15 protein-coding genes and 4 tRNA genes are annotated in these 19,096 nt (G+C 28.7%); 3 read left to right on the forward strand and 16 right to left on the reverse strand.

The features are described 5' to 3' along the window. The first annotated feature begins 127 nt into the window (after positions 1 to 127). Positions 128 to 721 carry an ECF transporter S component gene (locus H8R92_RS08590; RefSeq protein ID WP_186835218.1) on the forward strand — a complete coding sequence of 198 codons (594 nt, stop codon included), beginning with the start codon at positions 128 to 130 and terminating at the stop codon, positions 719 to 721. A gap of 107 nt (positions 722 to 828) precedes the next feature. On the opposite strand, the gene H8R92_RS08595 is transcribed toward H8R92_RS08590, so the two are convergent. The 10 genes from H8R92_RS08595 to H8R92_RS08640 form a co-directional block, all read right to left on the reverse strand. After that, on the reverse strand, positions 829 to 1,617 hold the full coding sequence (locus H8R92_RS08595) for an endonuclease/exonuclease/phosphatase family protein (RefSeq protein ID WP_022211179.1): 789 nt from the start codon (positions 1,615 to 1,617) through the stop codon (positions 829 to 831). Between the two features lie 4 nt (positions 1,618 to 1,621). Continuing rightward, positions 1,622 to 3,283, reverse strand: coding sequence for a PTS transporter subunit IIBC (locus tag H8R92_RS08600; RefSeq protein WP_186835219.1), 1,662 nt, complete (start codon positions 3,281 to 3,283; stop codon positions 1,622 to 1,624). A 25-nt stretch (positions 3,284 to 3,308) separates the two neighbouring features. Continuing rightward, positions 3,309 to 4,970, reverse strand: a complete 1,662-nt coding sequence (locus H8R92_RS08605) for a glycoside hydrolase family 13 protein (RefSeq protein WP_186835220.1) — start codon at positions 4,968 to 4,970, stop codon at positions 3,309 to 3,311. Positions 4,971 to 5,183: 213 nt separating this feature from the next. After that, a complete protein-coding gene (locus tag H8R92_RS08610) occupies positions 5,184 to 6,191 on the reverse strand; it encodes a LacI family DNA-binding transcriptional regulator (protein WP_186835221.1) in 1,008 nt (335 codons plus the stop codon). 152 nt (positions 6,192 to 6,343) lie between these two features. Then, positions 6,344 to 6,419: transfer RNA gene (locus H8R92_RS08615), tRNA-Lys, on the reverse strand. A 5-nt stretch (positions 6,420 to 6,424) separates the two neighbouring features. Beyond that, positions 6,425 to 6,499, reverse strand: a tRNA-Gln gene (locus H8R92_RS08620). Between the two features lie 3 nt (positions 6,500 to 6,502). After that, positions 6,503 to 6,578, reverse strand: a tRNA-His gene (locus H8R92_RS08625). Positions 6,579 to 6,584: 6 nt separating this feature from the next. Continuing rightward, positions 6,585 to 6,661: transfer RNA gene (locus H8R92_RS08630), tRNA-Arg, on the reverse strand. A 136-nt stretch (positions 6,662 to 6,797) separates the two neighbouring features. After that, positions 6,798 to 6,998: a helix-turn-helix domain-containing protein gene (locus H8R92_RS08635; RefSeq protein ID WP_186835222.1), complete on the reverse strand. Its 201-nt coding sequence runs from the start codon at positions 6,996 to 6,998 to the stop codon at positions 6,798 to 6,800. Positions 6,999 to 7,007: 9 nt separating this feature from the next. Beyond that, complete coding sequence (locus H8R92_RS08640) at positions 7,008 to 7,487, reverse strand: DUF2975 domain-containing protein (RefSeq protein WP_186835223.1); 480 nt, start codon at positions 7,485 to 7,487, stop codon at positions 7,008 to 7,010. Between the two features lie 502 nt (positions 7,488 to 7,989). Here H8R92_RS08640 and H8R92_RS08645 point away from each other — a divergent pair. Next, on the forward strand, positions 7,990 to 9,165 hold the full coding sequence (locus H8R92_RS08645; protein WP_186835224.1) for an MFS transporter: 1,176 nt from the start codon (positions 7,990 to 7,992) through the stop codon (positions 9,163 to 9,165). Positions 9,166 to 9,209: 44 nt separating this feature from the next. Here the strand turns inward: H8R92_RS08645 and clpB are convergent, their stop codons facing one another. Next, on the reverse strand, positions 9,210 to 11,810 hold the full coding sequence (gene clpB / locus H8R92_RS08650) for an ATP-dependent chaperone ClpB (RefSeq protein ID WP_186835225.1): 2,601 nt from the start codon (positions 11,808 to 11,810) through the stop codon (positions 9,210 to 9,212). 197 nt (positions 11,811 to 12,007) lie between these two features. On the opposite strand from clpB, the gene H8R92_RS08655 reads away from it, so the two are divergent. Further along, entirely contained in the window at positions 12,008 to 14,074 is a 2,067-nt protein-coding gene (locus H8R92_RS08655) for a helix-turn-helix domain-containing protein (protein ID WP_186835226.1), read from the forward strand. Between the two features lie 38 nt (positions 14,075 to 14,112). Here H8R92_RS08655 and H8R92_RS08660 read toward each other — a convergent pair whose 3' ends face one another. From H8R92_RS08660 to H8R92_RS08680, 5 genes are all read right to left on the reverse strand, one after another. Then, positions 14,113 to 15,375 (reverse strand): helix-turn-helix domain-containing protein, encoded by a 1,263-nt coding sequence (locus H8R92_RS08660; RefSeq protein WP_022212956.1) that lies wholly within the window; start codon positions 15,373 to 15,375, stop codon positions 14,113 to 14,115. 17 nt (positions 15,376 to 15,392) lie between these two features. Further along, complete coding sequence (locus H8R92_RS08665; protein WP_186835227.1) at positions 15,393 to 16,694, reverse strand: helix-turn-helix domain-containing protein; 1,302 nt, start codon at positions 16,692 to 16,694, stop codon at positions 15,393 to 15,395. 229 nt (positions 16,695 to 16,923) lie between these two features. Next, complete coding sequence (locus H8R92_RS08670) at positions 16,924 to 17,094, reverse strand: hypothetical protein (protein WP_022212958.1); 171 nt, start codon at positions 17,092 to 17,094, stop codon at positions 16,924 to 16,926. Between the two features lie 82 nt (positions 17,095 to 17,176). Continuing rightward, positions 17,177 to 18,091 (reverse strand): ribonuclease H1 domain-containing protein, encoded by a 915-nt coding sequence (locus H8R92_RS08675; RefSeq protein WP_186835228.1) that lies wholly within the window; start codon positions 18,089 to 18,091, stop codon positions 17,177 to 17,179. 27 nt (positions 18,092 to 18,118) lie between these two features. Further along, positions 18,119 to 19,075: a YkvA family protein gene (locus tag H8R92_RS08680; protein WP_186835229.1), complete on the reverse strand. Its 957-nt coding sequence runs from the start codon at positions 19,073 to 19,075 to the stop codon at positions 18,119 to 18,121. Between the last annotated feature and the right edge of the window lie 21 nt (positions 19,076 to 19,096).

Raw genomic sequence — 19,096 nt, forward strand, 5'->3', positions numbered from 1 at the left:
TAAATAGTATTCAATAAATATTTTTCATTGTTTATTGACAGTTTTACAAAAAAATATTGTTATTATTTACATTTAAAAATATAATTATATTGATTAAATGTAATACTAATAATCGTAGGAGGTAACTATGGACAATACTTTAAAAAATTATAGATCAAAAACTCGAAAACTAGTTATTATTGGAATGCTTGGTGGTATATCTATTTTCCTTGAACTTACCCCCTTAGGAATCATCCATCTTCCAGTAATGAATTTAACTATAATGCACATCCCTGTAATTATTGGAGCTATTTTAGAAGGTCCATTAGTTGGTGGTTCCATTGGTCTTATATTTGGATTATTTTCAATGTATCAAAATATAACTGCACCTAATTTAACATCTTTCATATTTATGAATCCTATGATTGCATTACTTCCAAGAATATTAATTGGTATAGTTACTTATTATGTATATGCTTTTATTAAAAATAAATTTAAGAACAAAAGTATTTCAATAGGTGTAGCTTCAATTGCTGGAACATTAACAAATACCATTGGAGTACTTGGACTTACTTATATCTTATACCTTGATAGGTACGCTGCTGCAAAACAAATTTCAACTGATATGGTAGCTGGAGCCTTGCTTACAGTTGTGGGTACCAATGGAATAGCAGAAGCTATAGCATCTGCCGTTATTGCCATACCAGTGATAACAGCACTATCTAAAATTAGAAAATTCTAACAAACGATGAATTGTGGAATAAAATCCTTAATTCATAATAAAAAAAAGAGTTATCATATTGAAAAATTTCAATATGATAGCTCTTTTTTTGTGTGATGCTATATATTTTATAAATTTATATTTATTTCAACTCCAAAGTGATCTGATACAATGTAATTTTCTCCATTAAATATCACCTTTGAGTCTTTAACTTCTATCTTTTTATTACTTAATATTAAATCAAGTCTCTTATCTTCACTGCACTCCCTCCAGCCATCTATTGTGCCTTTAACAGTGATGCCAGAATCCTTTTCTTCTGCCATTATATACGTATCTATCATTCCTTTTGCAATAATATAATCATATCCTTCATTTCTTAACAATGCATTATTATTAAAATCTCCCATAAGGAATGAAAGCTTATTATCATCAATATGCTTAAGTAAAGTATCTACTTGTTTCTTAAATGGGTCCTCTTTATCATTCCACCAACCTAGATGGCAGGAAAAGAAATCAATTTCTTTTCCATTTGCCTCAATAGTTGCTTTTACTATCTTTCTACTTTTATAATTATTTTCACTTTGATTCTGACTAACATAGAATGAATCATACGACTTTATCTTATGTCTCGATAATATTGCCAGTCCCTCTTCAAATACATCATATCCTATGTGAGAAAAATCCCATACATATTTATAAGAATCTTCATTTATGTTGTTTAACTCATTAATAAGCACTTGTACATAATTATCACTTTTTATATTTTCTGAAATATATTCACCATCAATATGCTGACTTATTTCCTGTAAGGCTATAACATCATATTGTTCTTTTTTTATTCTTTCAGCTAAGATCTTTATCTTATCTAGCTGGTTTTCTTCCTGCCATGAATGACAATTCAATGTCATAAGCTTCATAATTTTATACTCCTATTATATCTTGAATATCGCTCTTTAATATATCTGCCTTAGGTCCATAAATCGCTTGTACACCATTTCCTTTTAGGATAAGTCCTAAAGCTCCATTTTGTTTCCATTTTTCTTCATTGGCAACTTTATCTAAATTTTTAACTGTAACTCTTAATCTAGTCATACATGCATCTACATCTTCTATATTATCTTTATTTCCTAAAAGTTCAATAATATTTAAAGCTTGTATATTATTTGATGTAACAGCTGCTTCCTTTTGTACACTTGTTTCTTCCTCATCATAATTTCCAAGACGACCTGGTGTAGGTATCTTAAATTTCTTAATACAGAATGTAAATACTCCATAGTTTAATACAAAGAATACTGCACAAACTATTACAAAGTTGATTATATCTGAAGTAAGCCCTGCTTTAACAAGCATTGGAATACGAGTGAATAATTCGATAGCACCAAATGAATGTACTCTTAAATTGATTAAACCTGCTATGGCAAAACCTAATCCTGTTATAACAGCGTAAACTACATATAAAACTGGTGATAAGAACATGAATAAAAATTCAATTGGTTCACTTACACCTGTTAAAAACACCGCTATTGCAGTTGAAATAAACATTGATTTATATTTGCTCTTTTTATCTGCATCAACATTTTTATACATTGCTAAAGCAACACCCATTAAGGAAGCTGTTGATAAAACAACTTGTCCTGCTTTAAATCTTGCTGGAACTACTGTTGAAATTATATTATTATAAGTTGTCATATCTCCTGCGCCTTTTAAGTTTATTAAGTCTGTAATCCACGCAAACCATAACGGATCTTGACCAGCAATTGTAACTCCTGCTGAAGCTCCAGTTAATGCTGTATAAACTCCACCAAGTTCTGTATAGTTTACTGGTATTGTAAGCATATGATGAAGACCAAATGGTAATAGTAAACGTTCTAAACAGCCATAAATAAAAGGTGCTAATACTGGTGCTGTATCTTTTGAATTAGCAAGCCACATACCAAAGCTATTTAAAGCTCCTTGTGCAAATGGCCATATAACAGATAACACAAGTGCTGTAACTGTAGACCATAAAATAACTACGAAAGGTACAAATCTCTTACCATTAAAAAAGTTTAATGCTTGTGGTAGCTTATTGTAATTATAATATTTATTATATATTACAGCTCCTAAAAACCCTGAAATTATACCAACAAATACACCCATATTAAGTGCTGGAGCTCCTAAAATATCAATAAAATAATCTGAAACTACTAACGTGCTACCAAAAAGTGATTTTACTGTTGCAGTACTATCTAAAAGCATATCACTACTTACACCAAAAACACTTCCTGTAATTCTATTAATAAGTATGAAGGCTATAATTGATGCAAAAGCACCACCTGCTCTTTCTTTTGCCCATGATCCACCAATAGCAACAGCAAATAATATATGCATATTATTTATAAAACCCCATCCAATAGTATCTAATACTCTTGAGAATCCTTGAAGTAATACAGAATCAGTAGGTGAATACATCCCAATTAATTTCCCTAAAGAAATCATTAAACCTGCAGCAGGCATTACTGCAATAACCACCATTAAAGTTTTACCAAATTTTTGCCAAAAATCAAATGAAAATAACTTACCCTTGTTGTTCTCTCTTCCCATTTTATATTCCCCCTCAATAATTCTTTTATACCTTGTATAATCTAGCCTCATAAGGCTTTAATACCAACTCATTTAACATTCCATGCTCTCTTATCTTATAATTTGCAAGCATTAAGTTTTCATAATTAAGATTTAAATCATCATACTTATATAGTGCTTTTTCATCTGATAAATTTACTATCACAACATATTTATCATTATTTAAAGTCCTTGTATATGCATAAATATTTTCATCTTCATCAAGAATCATATCATATTTTCCATATACTAAAGAAAGATTTTCCTTTCTAATCTTTATTAAATCTTTATAGAAATTTAATACTGAATCTTTATTAGCCAGTTGTTTCTCAACATTTATTGTTTTATAGTTTTCGTTTACATCAATCCATGGTGTATTTTCACTAAACCCTGCATAATCTGATGCATCCCATTGCATAGGAGTACGTGCATTATCTCTTGAAATACTTGAAACTGCTTTTAAAGCTTCATGGACACTAGCTCCTTCATTAATCTTTTCCTCATAAATATTTATACTCTTCACATCATTATATTTTTCAATAGAATCAAATCTAACATTTGTCATTCCAATTTCTTGTCCTTGATAAATAAATGGAGTACCTTTTTGCATGAAATACATTAATGCAAATGCCTTAGCTGATGCTTGTAAGTATTCGTTATCATTTCCCCATGAAGAAACCACTCTTGGAATATCATGATTTTCAATAAATAATGCATTCCATCCTTTTCCTTCTAGAGCATTTTGCCATTTTGTAAGGACATTCTTATACTCTTTAACATTAAATTTATTTTCTCCTACTTCTCCCCATAAATTCAAATGTTCAAATTGAAAAATCATATTGAATTTACCATTTTCTTCACCAACCCACATTTCTGACTCACTGGCATCTACACCATTTGCTTCACCAACAGTCATAATATCATATTTAGCAAAAGTATTTTTATTTAATTCTTCAAGATACTCATGTATTCCATCAACATTCATATGTTTTTCAAAGGATGATACATAATTTAAATTATGAGGATTTTCCATATCTATTAATCCTGGTTCCTTTTTTATATGACTAATGGCATCTACTCTAAACCCATCAATGCCTTTATCAAGCCACCAGTTTATCATCTTATATATCTCTTGTCTTACTTCTTCATTATCCCAATTTAAATCTGGTTGTCTTTTACTAAATAAATGTAAAAAATATTGTTCTGTATTTTCATCATACTGCCATGCTGATCCTTTAAATATACTTTCCCAATTATTAGGTTCAACACCATCTTTTCCATCTCTCCAAATATACCAATCTCTCTTTTTGCTATCTTTTGAAAGTTTTGACTCCATAAACCAAGGATGTTCATCGCTTGTATGATTAATAACTAAGTCAATGATAAGTTTCATCCCTCTTTTATGTACTTCATCAAGCAACAAATCAAAATCTTCCATATTTCCAAAGTCATCCATAATATCTTGATAGTCACTTATATCATATCCATTATCATCATTAGGTGATTTATACATAGGACAAACCCATATTACATCTATACCTAATTCCTTTAAATAATCTAGCTTAGAAATAATACCTATTATATCTCCTATACCATCATTATTTGAATCTTTAAAACTTCTTGGATAAATCTGATAACCTACAGCTTCTTTCCACCATACTCTCTCCATTTATATCTCCCTTCTGTGCAACCGTTTGCTTTTTCTTTAAAATATATATACAGTTTTTCAACTGTATATATTTAAGATTTTATATTACATTAATAATGTAACATTATTTGAAATTGTTTACAAGTACCAAATTCGCTGATTTTTAAAATCTATTCTCATTTCCCTCTATTTTTCTTTAATTTTTATCATTCGGCAACCGTTTGCACTAACATTTCACAAATCTACAAATAATGATTTTCTCTCCACTAGTTCTGTATCAATTATATAGAAGTTCTTTCCTATAGTTTTTCTTTCAAGCTTATCTATTAAAAGTTTTGCCCCGTAATAACCTAACTCTTCTGCCTTTACATCCACTGATGCCAAAGGAGTACTTCTATATTCTGCTAGAGGAGTATTATTAAATCCTACCACTGCTATTTGTTCCTTACCGCTGTCCTTCATCTTATCTTGTGCACCAAATGCTAGCAAATCATCAGTTGTTAGTATTGCTGTCACATCATCATTTTTTATAATATCCTCCATAGCAATATAACCACATTTTTCAGTAAAATCAGCGCATTCTATTATCAATTCTTCCCTAGCTTCAACACCTCTACTCCTAAGTGCTTGCTTATATCCCTCTAATCTATCCTTGGACATATTTAAATTTCCTTTTGCACCTATAAAGCCAATTGTTTCGTGACCCATCTCTATTAATTTTTGTGTCAGCAAATACATAGCTTGAAAATTATCATTATCAGCCCATAAAACTCCCTTCACTTCTTCAGGACGCCCTATTATAACAAAAGGAAAGTTTATTTTTTTTAAATACTCTATATCTTCATCATTATCTTTTGCATTAAAAAGACATAATCCATCTACTAAATTACTTTCAGTAAATTTTTTTATCCACCCATCACCACTACAATCTTCTTTAAAGCCATACATGATATAATAATTTTCCTTTTGTGCACAAACGCTTATCCCCTTTAAAGCTTGTGCAAAGAATGGATTAGAAAACATCTTTTCAGCTCCATCTGGCAGTACTACCGCTAGTATCCTTGTTCTATTATTAGCCAAACCTCTAGCCACCACATTGGGAGTATAATTTAATTTTTTTATAGCAGCGTTTACTTTCTTCTTAGTTTCTTCACTTATTCTCGGACTATTAGATAAAACTCTCGAGACGGTAGAAGTAGCAACATTAGCCTCTTTAGCAACATCTTTAATTGTAACTTTCATGTTATAACCCTCACTTATGTTAAAATAGCTTGCTTATATCTCCAATTTTTAAGCATTTTCTTTATTTATATTCATAATATTACACTAATTTTATAAAAAAAAGAAGTACATATACGCATGTACTTCTTTTTATATAATCTCAGCATTGAATTTGGTGGCTTACCGGGGAATCGAACCCCGGACACCTTGATTAAAAGTCAAGTGCTCTACCGACTGAGCTAGTAAACCACATATGGCAGGGATAGCAGGATTCGAACCTACGAATACCACAGTCAAAGTGTGGTGCCTTACCACTTGGCGATATCCCTATATGGGGTGGACGATGGGACTCGAACCCACGACAACCAGAACCACAATCTGGCGCTCTACCAACTGAACTACGTCCACCATACATGGTGCGTGTTAAGAGATTCGAACTCCTGGCCCACGCCTTAGAAGGGCGTTGCTCTATCCAGCTGAGCTAAACACGCATGTGTCTGTCGACTACTTTTAATATTATATAGACAAGTTCGACATATGTCAACAGTTTTTTTAAAACTTTCCTCAAAGTTTTAAAAAGTTAACCAGTACATGTCGTTTCACTAATGCACTTAATTAACCTAATGTTTATCTATACTCAAGAATGTCTCCTGGTTGGCATTCTAAAACTTTGCAAATAGCTTCTAGAGTAGAAAATCTTACAGCTTTGGCCTTTCCTGTTTTCAATATAGATAAATTAGCAGGAGTCACCCCCACCTTTTCCGACAATTCATTTAATGACATCTTCCTCTTAGCCATCATCACATCTAGATTTACTATTATAGGCATATTTCCCTCCTATATTATGTATTTACTTTCTTCTTTTAACTCTTCTGATTCTTCTCTTATTTTTATAGCTTCATGAAATACATAAGCTACTACTGCTGAAAATGATCCTAATACTAATAAAATCACTGTTTCAAATTTTATGGAAAAAATACTACTTATATCAATAATATGCATACCACCTTGTTCATTGTTAACAAAACAAAAGCCTATGGCTAATACATATAGTATATACGAAATAATATTAAACCTTTTTACATTTTCCATGATAAAAACTTGTTTTTTTATTACTAATTGAACAATTTTTTTAAGTTCATACAAAATAATAGTTAATAAAATAGTTCCTACAACACCTAATAAAAGTTTAATAATACTTGCTTCTATTTTCCCACTATAAATTCCTATTCCTACAATAATAGATGCTGCAAATGCTCCTAAAACAAAAAATAAAGCCATATTAATAAATAAATTTGTCCATTTTGCCTTTTCCATACTTTCCCCCCCAAATTTTTCTTAATTATATAATATATTGTTTTTTTGTTTATTTCAATATATTTTTATTGTTTTTCGATAAAAATACATTAATTAGCGAAGCGTTAATTTAGTTAAACAGTGAATATCACTCCGCTAATTCACTTAATTAACTCATCACAAGTGACTAGTGAAACGCTTATATTGCTACGCTCATAAGCTAATTAAATTTTTATATACAAGTATATAAAAAATTAAGGAGAGAATTTCTACGAAATTCTTTTAAATATATATTTTAGAAATTCCCTAAGGAATCTCATCCTTAATTCATAATTCATAATTCATAATTGTAAAAAGGAATTCCCTTAGGAGTTTCATCCTCAATTCTTCATTTTTCATTTTTAATTTTTCATTCTTAATTTTTTAACTAGCCGAAGGCGACTTAACTAATTAGCATTTTCAATTGCCTCTCCATTATGGTAATATATCTCCATAAAATATATTCATTACACAGGAGGAAAAAATGAAAAACAAATCTTTAATATTTATATTATTACTTACCCTATTTAGTTCATTAACTTTCAGCATGGCACATCCAGTAACACCTATGCTTATGAAATCATTAAGTTTACCATCTTTTATGTTTGGTATTTTATTTGCAGTAATGGCTATTGGAAACTTTATTGGTTCTCCACTATGGGGAACATTATCCGATAATAAGGGAAGAATTAAATTTTTAATATTAGGTGCTTTAGGATATGGTTTTAGTCAATTGGGATTTGGATATGTAACTAACCCGTTAATAATTCTTCTTTTTAGATTTACAGGTGGTTTTTTTGTAGTAAGCTATCTAACTACTTCTATGGCTTATATTACTGATATAACCACTAAAGAAACAAGAGTTAAGTATATAACTTACTATTCAGCAACTAGTACAATTGGTTCTGCTCTTGGTTCTCTTTTGGGTGGTACTATTGGACGTAATAACTATAAAATTACATTTATTGTACAATTTATTTTCTGTATGATATTAGCTATATCTGTATACTTTTTATTGAATGAAACTATAACACCTTCAAGTGAAAAAATATACTTTAAGAAAAATAAATCTAATACTAATTCAACTTTTACTAATAAAAACTTAATGTCAGTTTTTATCGTAATAATATTATTTTTCTTTGCTTCCACAAGTTATAATTCGACAATAAATTATTATATAGAAGATGTATTAAATTTATCATCAACATTTATAGGTGCTTTCTTAGCTATAGCTGGTATAGTTGGATTTACAGTGAACTTATTTTTCACACCACTACTTACAAAATACTTTAAAGAAATTAATGTTTTTAAAATAATTACTTTACTTTTAAGCTTAACATTATTACTTATGGTTTATTGCAATAATTTAACAATATTCTTTTGTGCAGCAATACTTTTTGCTTCATTAGCAAGTATGCATATTCCTCTTCAACAAACTTTAATAACCAAACTATCTAATGAAAACTATGGCTCATTGATGGGTATTCTTAATTCTTGTAAAGCTATAGGTATGGTTGCTGGTTCACTTTCTGCAGGATTTATATTTGAACTTGGAAATAAATTACCTTTCTTTATTTCAGCTATAATTATTGCCACTGGACTTATTATATTAGCTTTATCAACAAAAAAAAGTTTGTCAAATAAAATTAAATCATATTAATTACAAAAACAAGGATATGACTTATTCCATATCCTTGATATTTATTATTCACTTTTTATTACTATTTCATCATCATGGCCATCAACAATTACATGTGAACCATAATGTACATCTCCAGAGATTATCTTTCTAGCAAGGTTATTTTCTAGAGTATTTTGAATAAATCTCTTAAGTGGCCTTGCTCCATAAACTGGATCGTAACCTTCAACAGCCAAGATATGCTTAGCTGCTGGTGTAATTTCTAAAGTTATATTTCTATCTTTTAATCTATTGGCAACTTCACCAACAAATATATCAATAATCTTTGTGATACCTGATTCAGATAATGGTTTAAACATAATTATATCGTCAACCCTATTTAAGAATTCCGGCTTAAATCTCATCTTTAATTCATCCATAACGGAAGCTCTTATGCTAGGATCTATACTTTCTTCAGAAGTATTTTCAAGCAAATAGTTACTTCCTATATTAGATGTCATAATAATTATTGTATTTTTAAAATCTACAGTCTTACCTTTATTATCAGTAAGTCTTCCATCATCTAATATTTGTAGGAAGATATTAAAGACATCTTCATGGGCCTTTTCAATTTCATCAAAAAGAATTACACTATATGGTTTTCTTCTAACTGCCTCAGTAAGCTGCCCACCTTCTTCATAGCCAACATATCCTGGAGGAGCTCCAACTAATCTAGATACTGTATGCTTTTCCATATATTCAGACATATCAATTCTGATGATATTTTCCTCTGAATCAAAAAGATTTCTAGCAAGTGTTTTAGCAAGTTCTGTTTTACCTACACCTGTTGGACCTAAGAAGATGAATGATCCTATTGGTCTATTTATGTCCTTTAATCCAGCTCTAGCTCTTAAAATAGCTGATGTAACTGCGGTAACTGCTTCACTTTGACCAATAACCCTCTTTTCCATTTCATCTTCTAGTCTTAATAATTTTTCTCTTTCACCTTCTAGAAGATTAGATACTGGAATTCCTGTCCATTTTGAAAGTATTTGAGAAACTTCTTCCTCAGTTACTTCTTCCTTAAGAAGTGCACCTTCATAATTCTCCTTTACCTCTACTTCCATCTGCTTAATAGCTTCTTCTAATGATGGAATTTCACTATATTGTATTTCAGCTGCCTTATTATAGTCATAATTTCTTTGAGCTTGCTCTAAGTTTCCTCTAGCATCATCAAGCCTACTCTTCAACTCTTTAAGTTTATCTATGGCACCTTTTTCTCTTTCAAATTTGGCAGTCATTTCATCATTTTTACCCTTAAGCTCTGCATATTCCTTTTCAAGAGCTTCTAACTTCTTTTTAGAACCTTCATCCTTTTCCTTAGTCAATGCTTCTTTTTCAATTTCAAGTTGCATAAGCTTTCTTCTTACAACATCAAGCTCTGATGGTAGAGAATCTATTTCTGTTCTTATCATAGCACCTGCTTCATCAATAAGATCTATAGCCTTATCTGGTAAATATCTATCTGATATATACCTATCTGATAATTTTGCTGCTGCAACTAATGCTGAGTCATGAATTCTAACACCATGATGAATTTCAAATCTTTCTTTTAACCCTCTTAAAATAGAAATTGCATCTTCTACTGATGGTTCATCAACAATTACTGGTTGGAACCTTCTCTCTAGAGCCTTATCCTTTTCTATATATTGTCTATATTCATCAAAGGTTGTTGCACCTATACAGTGAAGTTCTCCTCTAGCTAAAAGTGGCTTAATTAAATTACCAGCATCCATTGCCCCATCTGTTTTACCAGCACCAACAATAGTATGGATTTCATCAATAAATAAAATAATTCTTCCTTCACTATTTTGAACTTCTTTCAATACAGCTTTTAATCTTTCTTCAAACTCACCTCTATACTTTGCTCCAGCAATCAATGAACCCATATCTAATGAAAAGATAATCTTATCCTTTAGACCTTCTGGTACATCTCCTCGAACAATTCTTTCAGCAAGCCCTTCTACAATAGCAGTTTTACCTACACCTGGCTCACCAATAAGCACTGGATTATTCTTAGTTCTTCTAGAAAGTATTCTTACTGTTCTTCTTATTTCATCATCTCTTCCTATAACTGGATCAAGCTTATGCTTCTTAGCTAGCTCCACAAGATTCGTACCGTATTTAGCAAGAGCATCATATGTTCCTTCTGGATCTTGTGTATCAACTCTTTGGCTTCCTCTTACTTCCTGAAGTACTTTCATAAAGCTCTTCTTATTAACACCATATTTATTTAAAATCTCTTTAGTTGATCCTTTTTTATCTACATCTAATATAGCAAGCATAAGATGTTCTACACTTATATATGAATCTTTAAATTCTTTTGCTATTTCATCTGCTGCAATAAGCACCCTATCAATATCCCTTGTTATATATGGTCCTGCACCTTCAGAACCACTGCCTGATACCTTTGGCATTCTTTCTAAAGCTGATGCAACATCTAATTTCATCATTTTTATATTAATGCCCATCTTTGTGAAAATATTAGGTACCAATCCATCTTCTTGTTCTAATAAAGCAGAAAATAAGTGAATTATATCAATTTGTTGATGACTATATTTTACTGCTGTTAAATTGGCGTCATTTAATGCTTGTTGTACTCTTAATGTCATTTTTTCAACGTTCATTTATTTCACCTCGTTTATTTTTTTCTTACTATATTATTATAGTAATATAAAAGTCAAAGAAAGTCAAAGTATATTTTTATCTTTTTTCTTTTTATATTATTACCAGTATTTTTGTTTTATAATAAATTAATTGATATAATATTTACCATAAGCTTAAGATAGTAAAAAAGATAATTTTAGATAAAAGAGGTGAAATTTTGAGAAAGCAATATATAAACTATCCTTTAAATCTACCAGTGAATATTTCGTATTATAATATTCATAATTATCCCACTCACTGGCATAGTTCCACCGAGATCATTTATGTACTGGAGGGAACTATCAATATTTCCATAGATACAGATAGTTTTATTTTAAAAGAAAATGAAGTTGAAATAATTAACCCTGATGAATGTCATTCATTCTCCAGCGAAAGTGATAATAAAGTGTTGATATTTCAAATCGATCCTGATTTCTTCGAAAAGTATTATAAAGATATTAGAAATGTTTTCTTTTATACTAATTCTAACGATGAAGAGGATCAAAGTGGCGAAAAATATGATGAGCTTAAATCTCTTCTTTGCAAAATATTATGTGAATTTGTTCAGACTCTAGATGATTTCGACGAACAAATAGAAGATATTCTAATCAACTTGCTTTATCATTTAATAAATAATTTTCACTACCTTACTACCGATAAAGAGGAGCTTAAAGAAAAATCAGAACAACTAGATAGATATCATCGAATCTCTAAGTATATCTTTAATAATTATAACAATAATATAACCTTACAGGAAATAGCTAAAAAGGAATTTCTTAGTCCACATTATTTATCTCATGAAATTAAATATGCTACTGGCCACAGTTTTACTCATTTAATAAATCTTACTCGTATAGAGGAATCAATTAAACTTCTTTTAGATACTTCTATGAGTATAACTGAAATATCTGAAGAAATAGGTTTTTCCCATGTACGTTATTATAATAAAAACTTTAAATTATATTTTGGTTGTACCCCCCTTCAATACAGAAAGAAATATTATTTAAACGAAAAGGATTTTGATAATTCCAAAAATGTTACTTCCTTAGATTTAAATAATGCTCTTAATTTATTATCATATAATTTAGAAAACTATGATAGGTTTAATTTTGAAAATAAACTTTGGAATATACATATAAACATGAATGAATCATTAAATATATTTGATAATAATTTCAAAGATATTTTAAATCTCGGTGAAGCTTTCGACCTGTTAATTGAAGATAATAAAGATATTTTAGAAGAGGTGCAAGAAGAAATACACTTTACTTATGGTAGACTGGAAAAGATGTTCCATAACGATATGGGGGTCTTCATAGATTCTGACTTTTATAATTGGAATAGAGCTAAATCTGTATTAGAATTTCTTTATGATATTGACATAAAACCATTAATAGTTATTGATAATTTAACCTTTACCACCGAAAAATATAGAAATGTTTTAAAAAGCTTTATTGAATATTTTTCAGCATTAGATTTTTCACCTATAGAACACTTAAAATTTCAATTTTCTTCTACCATAAACAAAGAAATTAAAAATAATCTTTTAGATTTTCTAAATAGTGAATTTAATTTCGAAATTTTGGATAATGATTTTATCATTGAAAACACTTTAAATCAAATATATGACACTTCTTACATGCTTCCTTATATAATACACAGTACTATCTTTAAAAAGGATAACCTTTCATTTTTAAGAAATTTTGATGTGTTAGAAAAAGCTACCAACATCACTAACGAAGTATTTATTGGAGCCTCTGGAATTGTTAATGATATGGGGATACGTAAACCATCTTATTATGCTTTTTATCTTTTAAGCAAGCTGGCTGATGAAATAGTATCCATTGATGATGGTTGTATCGTAACTAAATCTGATGACCTATGTGCTATACTTCTATATTGTCATAATAACGATATAGACTCTTTAGCTAAATATGACACTATCTATAAAAATGGTATATTAAAAAAATCCTTTAAAAAGAAATACTCTTTAAATATAGCTAATTTAAAAAGTTCAACAAGGATAATCACTTATACCATCGATGAAAGCACTGGTTCTTCCTATAACTATTGGCTTTCTATGGGCTCTCCTAAAAGACTTAACAAAGAAGAAAAAGAAATACTCCATAAAGCTTCTTATCCTAAAATTGAATTTAAATACAGCAAAAAAAATTCTGTCTTAAATATAATTACTGAATTAAATGGATACGGTGCAAAACTAATAATTTTACGAAACATAAAATAACAATTATTTATAAAAAGATAAGCAGTTTTGCTTATCTTTTATAGCTTCTTTTCTAAATTCATAGCTAAAGTAAAATATTTTATACATTCTTTTGGTTCATTTAAATTATAATATAAATCAGCCATTTCCAGACATCTCTTATATCTCTCTTCTTTATTGGCAAATCTAAATAAAGAATCTGTAGATAAATTCATATACATTTCTGCTTCTCTATATTTATTATTTTTTTGTAAAAGCATTCCTTTAAAATAATATGCTCTTTCAATAAGATGTAAGTCATTAAAGCATATAGCTAAATTCAAAGCAGTATCACAAATAGAAACAGCTAAATCAAGTTCATTATTATAATATAAAGTACAAATACATTTTATAAGAAATTTCACATATTCTCTTTCATTTTCCTTTGGGAAAATATCTATAGATTCTTTTATTTCATTTATTGCCTTAACATTATCCATTATGGCAAAGTAATATTTTCCATTTTCTGCTTTTGAATTTGCAACTTCAACTAAATCATTACCTTGATATCTTCTTGCAAGATTTATATATCTATCTGCCTCAACTTTATTTAACAATATATTTAAATTAGCAAACTCTTGATATATTTTTCCTTTATCCTTATTATCTTCAATATAATCTATATATTTTACGGCATTCATAAGTTTATTATATCCCTCTTGTATTTCATTAGTTTCTTTGTAGCAAAGCCCCTCTCTGAAACAAGTATATACATACCCCTTCTTATCTCTTATTCCATTTTCTTCAATTACTTCCCTTATCTTTGAGAAATAATTAATTGCTTCATTATACTCTTTCATCTTCATAAAAAATGAAGCCATATCATTATAATAAATCAAAGTATTTTTATCACTGCTACTTTTTTGATATAAATCATAATATTGCGAAATAAGAAGCTGTATATTTTCAATTTTATTATTTTCAACATAAAAATTTAATAATCTATGAATTAACTCAAATGCTAAGTCTAAGTATGAATAATCCATAGCATACTCTAAATTATAATTTATAAATTCATCTATTTTATTAAGTGGTACTTTATTATTTCTTAATAAATTAAGATTTTCTTCTATTTGTTCATAAACATCTTGAACTAGATAGTTATAATCTATATCAATTTTTTTAGAAATATACTGTAATACTTCACTATCTGCCTTTATTTTTCCATTTTCAATACAGCTCATTTTAGAGATAGATATTTCATCACTACATAGTTCCTTAAGTGTTATCCCTTTATAAACTCTGGCTCTTTTTATTTTTTCTCCAGTTGATAATATTTCCATTCCTACCCCCAAATAACTTAATTATTTAGAATACCTAACTCCTTAAATATTGTAACTCCTTGATTTAAATATTCAGCTGCTTGGCCATCTTTTTTTAGATCTATATATAATTTACCAATAATTATAGCAACTTCTGCTGCTCTCTTCTCTAGTCCATTGTTTTTTGCTAGATTAAATGTATCTATTAGTATATTCTCTGCTTGCTTGTACATTTCTCTAATCATATAAATTCTATACCATAAAAGATTGTATTCAACTAATTGATGAATACTACTTTCATTCATTAAGCTACGTATTTCATCTAGAACCTCTTCACATTTATCTAAATCTTTAAGCTTAATATAATTTTCGCAAATATTAATAAGCGTTTCAATAATGCTTCCATCTTTACTCTTTAATCTTATTTCCTTAGCTATTTCAAAATGTTTAAATGATTCTTCTAAATTATCAAATTCATAGAATAACTTCCCTAAATTATTTTCTATATTTGATATACTCTTTTCTTGCTGTAATTCCTTGTAAACTTCCAGTGTCTTTTGAGAATATTTTATGGCATTAACTAAATCGCCTTTCTTATTATAGTCTTCTGATAATAATAATAATGCTTTTGCATACTCTTCTCTATTATGTATCTGTTGGAACTTCTGCTTAGCTAGGAAAGAATAATTTATTGATTGCGAAATATTTTCTACCTTATAATAGGCATCTGCCATTTGATAATATATTTCTCCAAGTAAAAAATCATTTCCTATATTATTATCAATATATACTTTTTCAGCTTGACGTAAATAGCTAGTTGCTGAATGGAATGCTTTTAGCTTCAATGTTATCTTTCCTAAATTCAAGAATGTCTTAATAACCTCTTCATAATTATTATTCTTTATAAATATAACATTAGCTGATAGGTAAAATTGTTGAGCTAGAACTAATTCATTTTTACTCATACATATATTAGCTCTCAAGAATAATTTCTTAGCTTTTCTATATTCTAAATGAAACTTTTCATCATAATACAAAGCATTTTCTATATATTTTTCTGCTGTTATATATCCACCATTTAATATATATGATTCTGCAATCTGTTCGTAATAAATACTTATTTTTTCAGCTTGTGTTTCCTCTGACTCCATTAGATATTCCACAGATGTATTAAGAGCTCCAGCTAAGTACTCCAATAAATCCATTGACGGATTAGATTTTCCAGACTCAACTAAACTTATTTGCCCAGGTGTTATTCTATCACCTGCTAAGTCTTTCAATGTCATATTTAATTCTTTTCTTATTCTTTTGATTTTTTCGCCTAATGATAGAATTTCCATGTAATTATTCATCCTTTACAGTAAATTTATATAAATATATACCAATTTTCCCTATATATATTAATTATATCATAAATTTATCCAAATATATATTTTTTTTTACTTATTCTAATATAAATACGATATTAAAAACTGCTACATTTTTTGAGGGCACTGAAAAACATTAAATTTTTCAGTGCCCTCTATTTTTATAGCAGTTTTTTTATTAAAATAAATATAGTTATAAAACTCACTTCATATAACACATAATATTGTCATATGTATCATTAGCCATACATCTAGCTCTTTTCTTAGCTCTCTTTATGTTTCTTTGTGTTTTTCTATCGAATTCTGGAAACATCACAATTCCCATAACAGTTCCAATGGCTAATCCCAACATCATTGATTTAACTATTTTCATTATTAACACCTCACTTATTTCACCATAAATATTATATGTAAAATAAGTAAGATCTAATCAGCAAGTTAAAATGTAATTTTTTCTATTTCTTTAATGTATATTGAAGAAGATATTCAATAAAATCTTCTTTCTTTTCTTCACTTAATTTAGATATTTCATTCATAATTCTATCTTTATTTTCAGCATATTCTTTCATTAGAACTTCAAAACTTTCTTCTTCAGCTTCTTCTTTTCTTTCATCACCAACCACTATAATATTTTCACTATATTTAGTAATTAATTTAGAAAGCTTTTCTTTTACTTCTTCACTTACCACTTTAATTTCATTACTACTTAGCCATTTTTCTACAATTTTATCAGAAGCTATTCTCAGCTTTTCCTTACATATCTCATCTGCTAGTTCATTAAACAAATCTCCAGTATGGCTATCTACCTTTACAAATATGATTTCCATACCGCTATTTATGAAGTTTTGCATCTTTTCATAATATATTTTTGATGATTCTTCTTTCCTTTCCCAGAACCCTGTTGCATGATAGCATATGCCTATATAATCATGGAAAATAACAACTTTTTTCTCATGATTTTTCTTGGCATACTCTACACCTCTAACAGTAGCATCTAATTCTCCTGCTATCTGCCTTATATTTCTACTAGAATCATTAATTCCAATGCCTCCATCAATATATTCTATGATATTATTCTTCATGGCAACAAGACCATATGAGTATTGCTTCGTAGCTATATTATAACTTCCATCCACATATATATGCAAACAGTCCATAGGATAGTTATTATCTTCTTTCTTTAATACATCATTGGAATTATATAGGAATTCATTGGCATCTACCATACTTTCAAAACTTTTATATTTTGCTCCTTTAACACCTTTAACATACTTTAAACATTCAGTCCATGTATTAACTACAATATTTTCTACTTTTTTATTATTTGTTGAATCAAAACCTTCTTTTATTGCATATACTTTTTTTGCCATCAACATCTGCTCCCTTAATTATCATCTTTATATTGAAACTATTTCATCTATTATACCATAGATAGTTTCTACATTTTTCGCACCAGTAAAATCTGTAACATATTGTGCAGCAGTTTTTAATACTATCACTATATTATTTTTTCCACCCCAATTTTCCAAGATTACTTTTGCTGGAACATCTTCAATTATCTTATTTAAGGCAAAAAAAGCCATAGCAATATCATCAATCTTTCCAATGAAAGGAATCTTATCCGGTATTATATCACTTGGTACTGCCATATAGCATATCACTGAAGATATAATTACCTTTGTCTTAATAGGCACTCTCTTATCCTTCAAAAGCCTATAAATCAATGCTATAATATCAGGTATTATAAGTATATAATCACTATATTTCTTAATCTTTATAGGCATTTTTTCCTTAACTTTTTCCCTTCCTACAGTATAGCAATCTTTTACTTTTTTAATTTCTTCTTCTTGGTAAACATCATTTTTTACACTTCTATCTATAAGCTGTACATCTTTCTTAATCAATCCTGCTGTAGAAACTTGTACATTACTTACTTCCACATTTACACATCCTAAATAGCAAAAAATATTTTCTATATCAAAATCCACATATGACACATCTTTTAATACATACTTATACTCTATTTCAACTTTCCCTTTATTATAAGTGATGCCCTTTTCCTTAAAAGATTTTAAAAGATACTTTATAGCCATATTTTTAATAAATTTTAAAATTCCAATATTTAATACTTTTATTTTTGTTATCTCTATTTTTATTATGTTATTTTCATAAGATTCAAATTTTAAATTTACTAAAAAATCAATATTAAATCCTTTATTAAGCCTTCCTGTAATATTTATTCCATCACTTATTTCAATATTTTTTACTTCAAGCCCTTCAACAGATACAAATTCACTATAAATACTTAATAAATCTTCTCCTGTTAAATTCACTTTTATTTTTGTAATATTCATTCCTTCAATCCCCCGAATATA

The organism is Clostridium lentum (assembly GCF_014287815.1).
Classification (GTDB): Bacteria; Bacillota; Clostridia; order Clostridiales; family Clostridiaceae; genus Clostridium; species Clostridium lentum.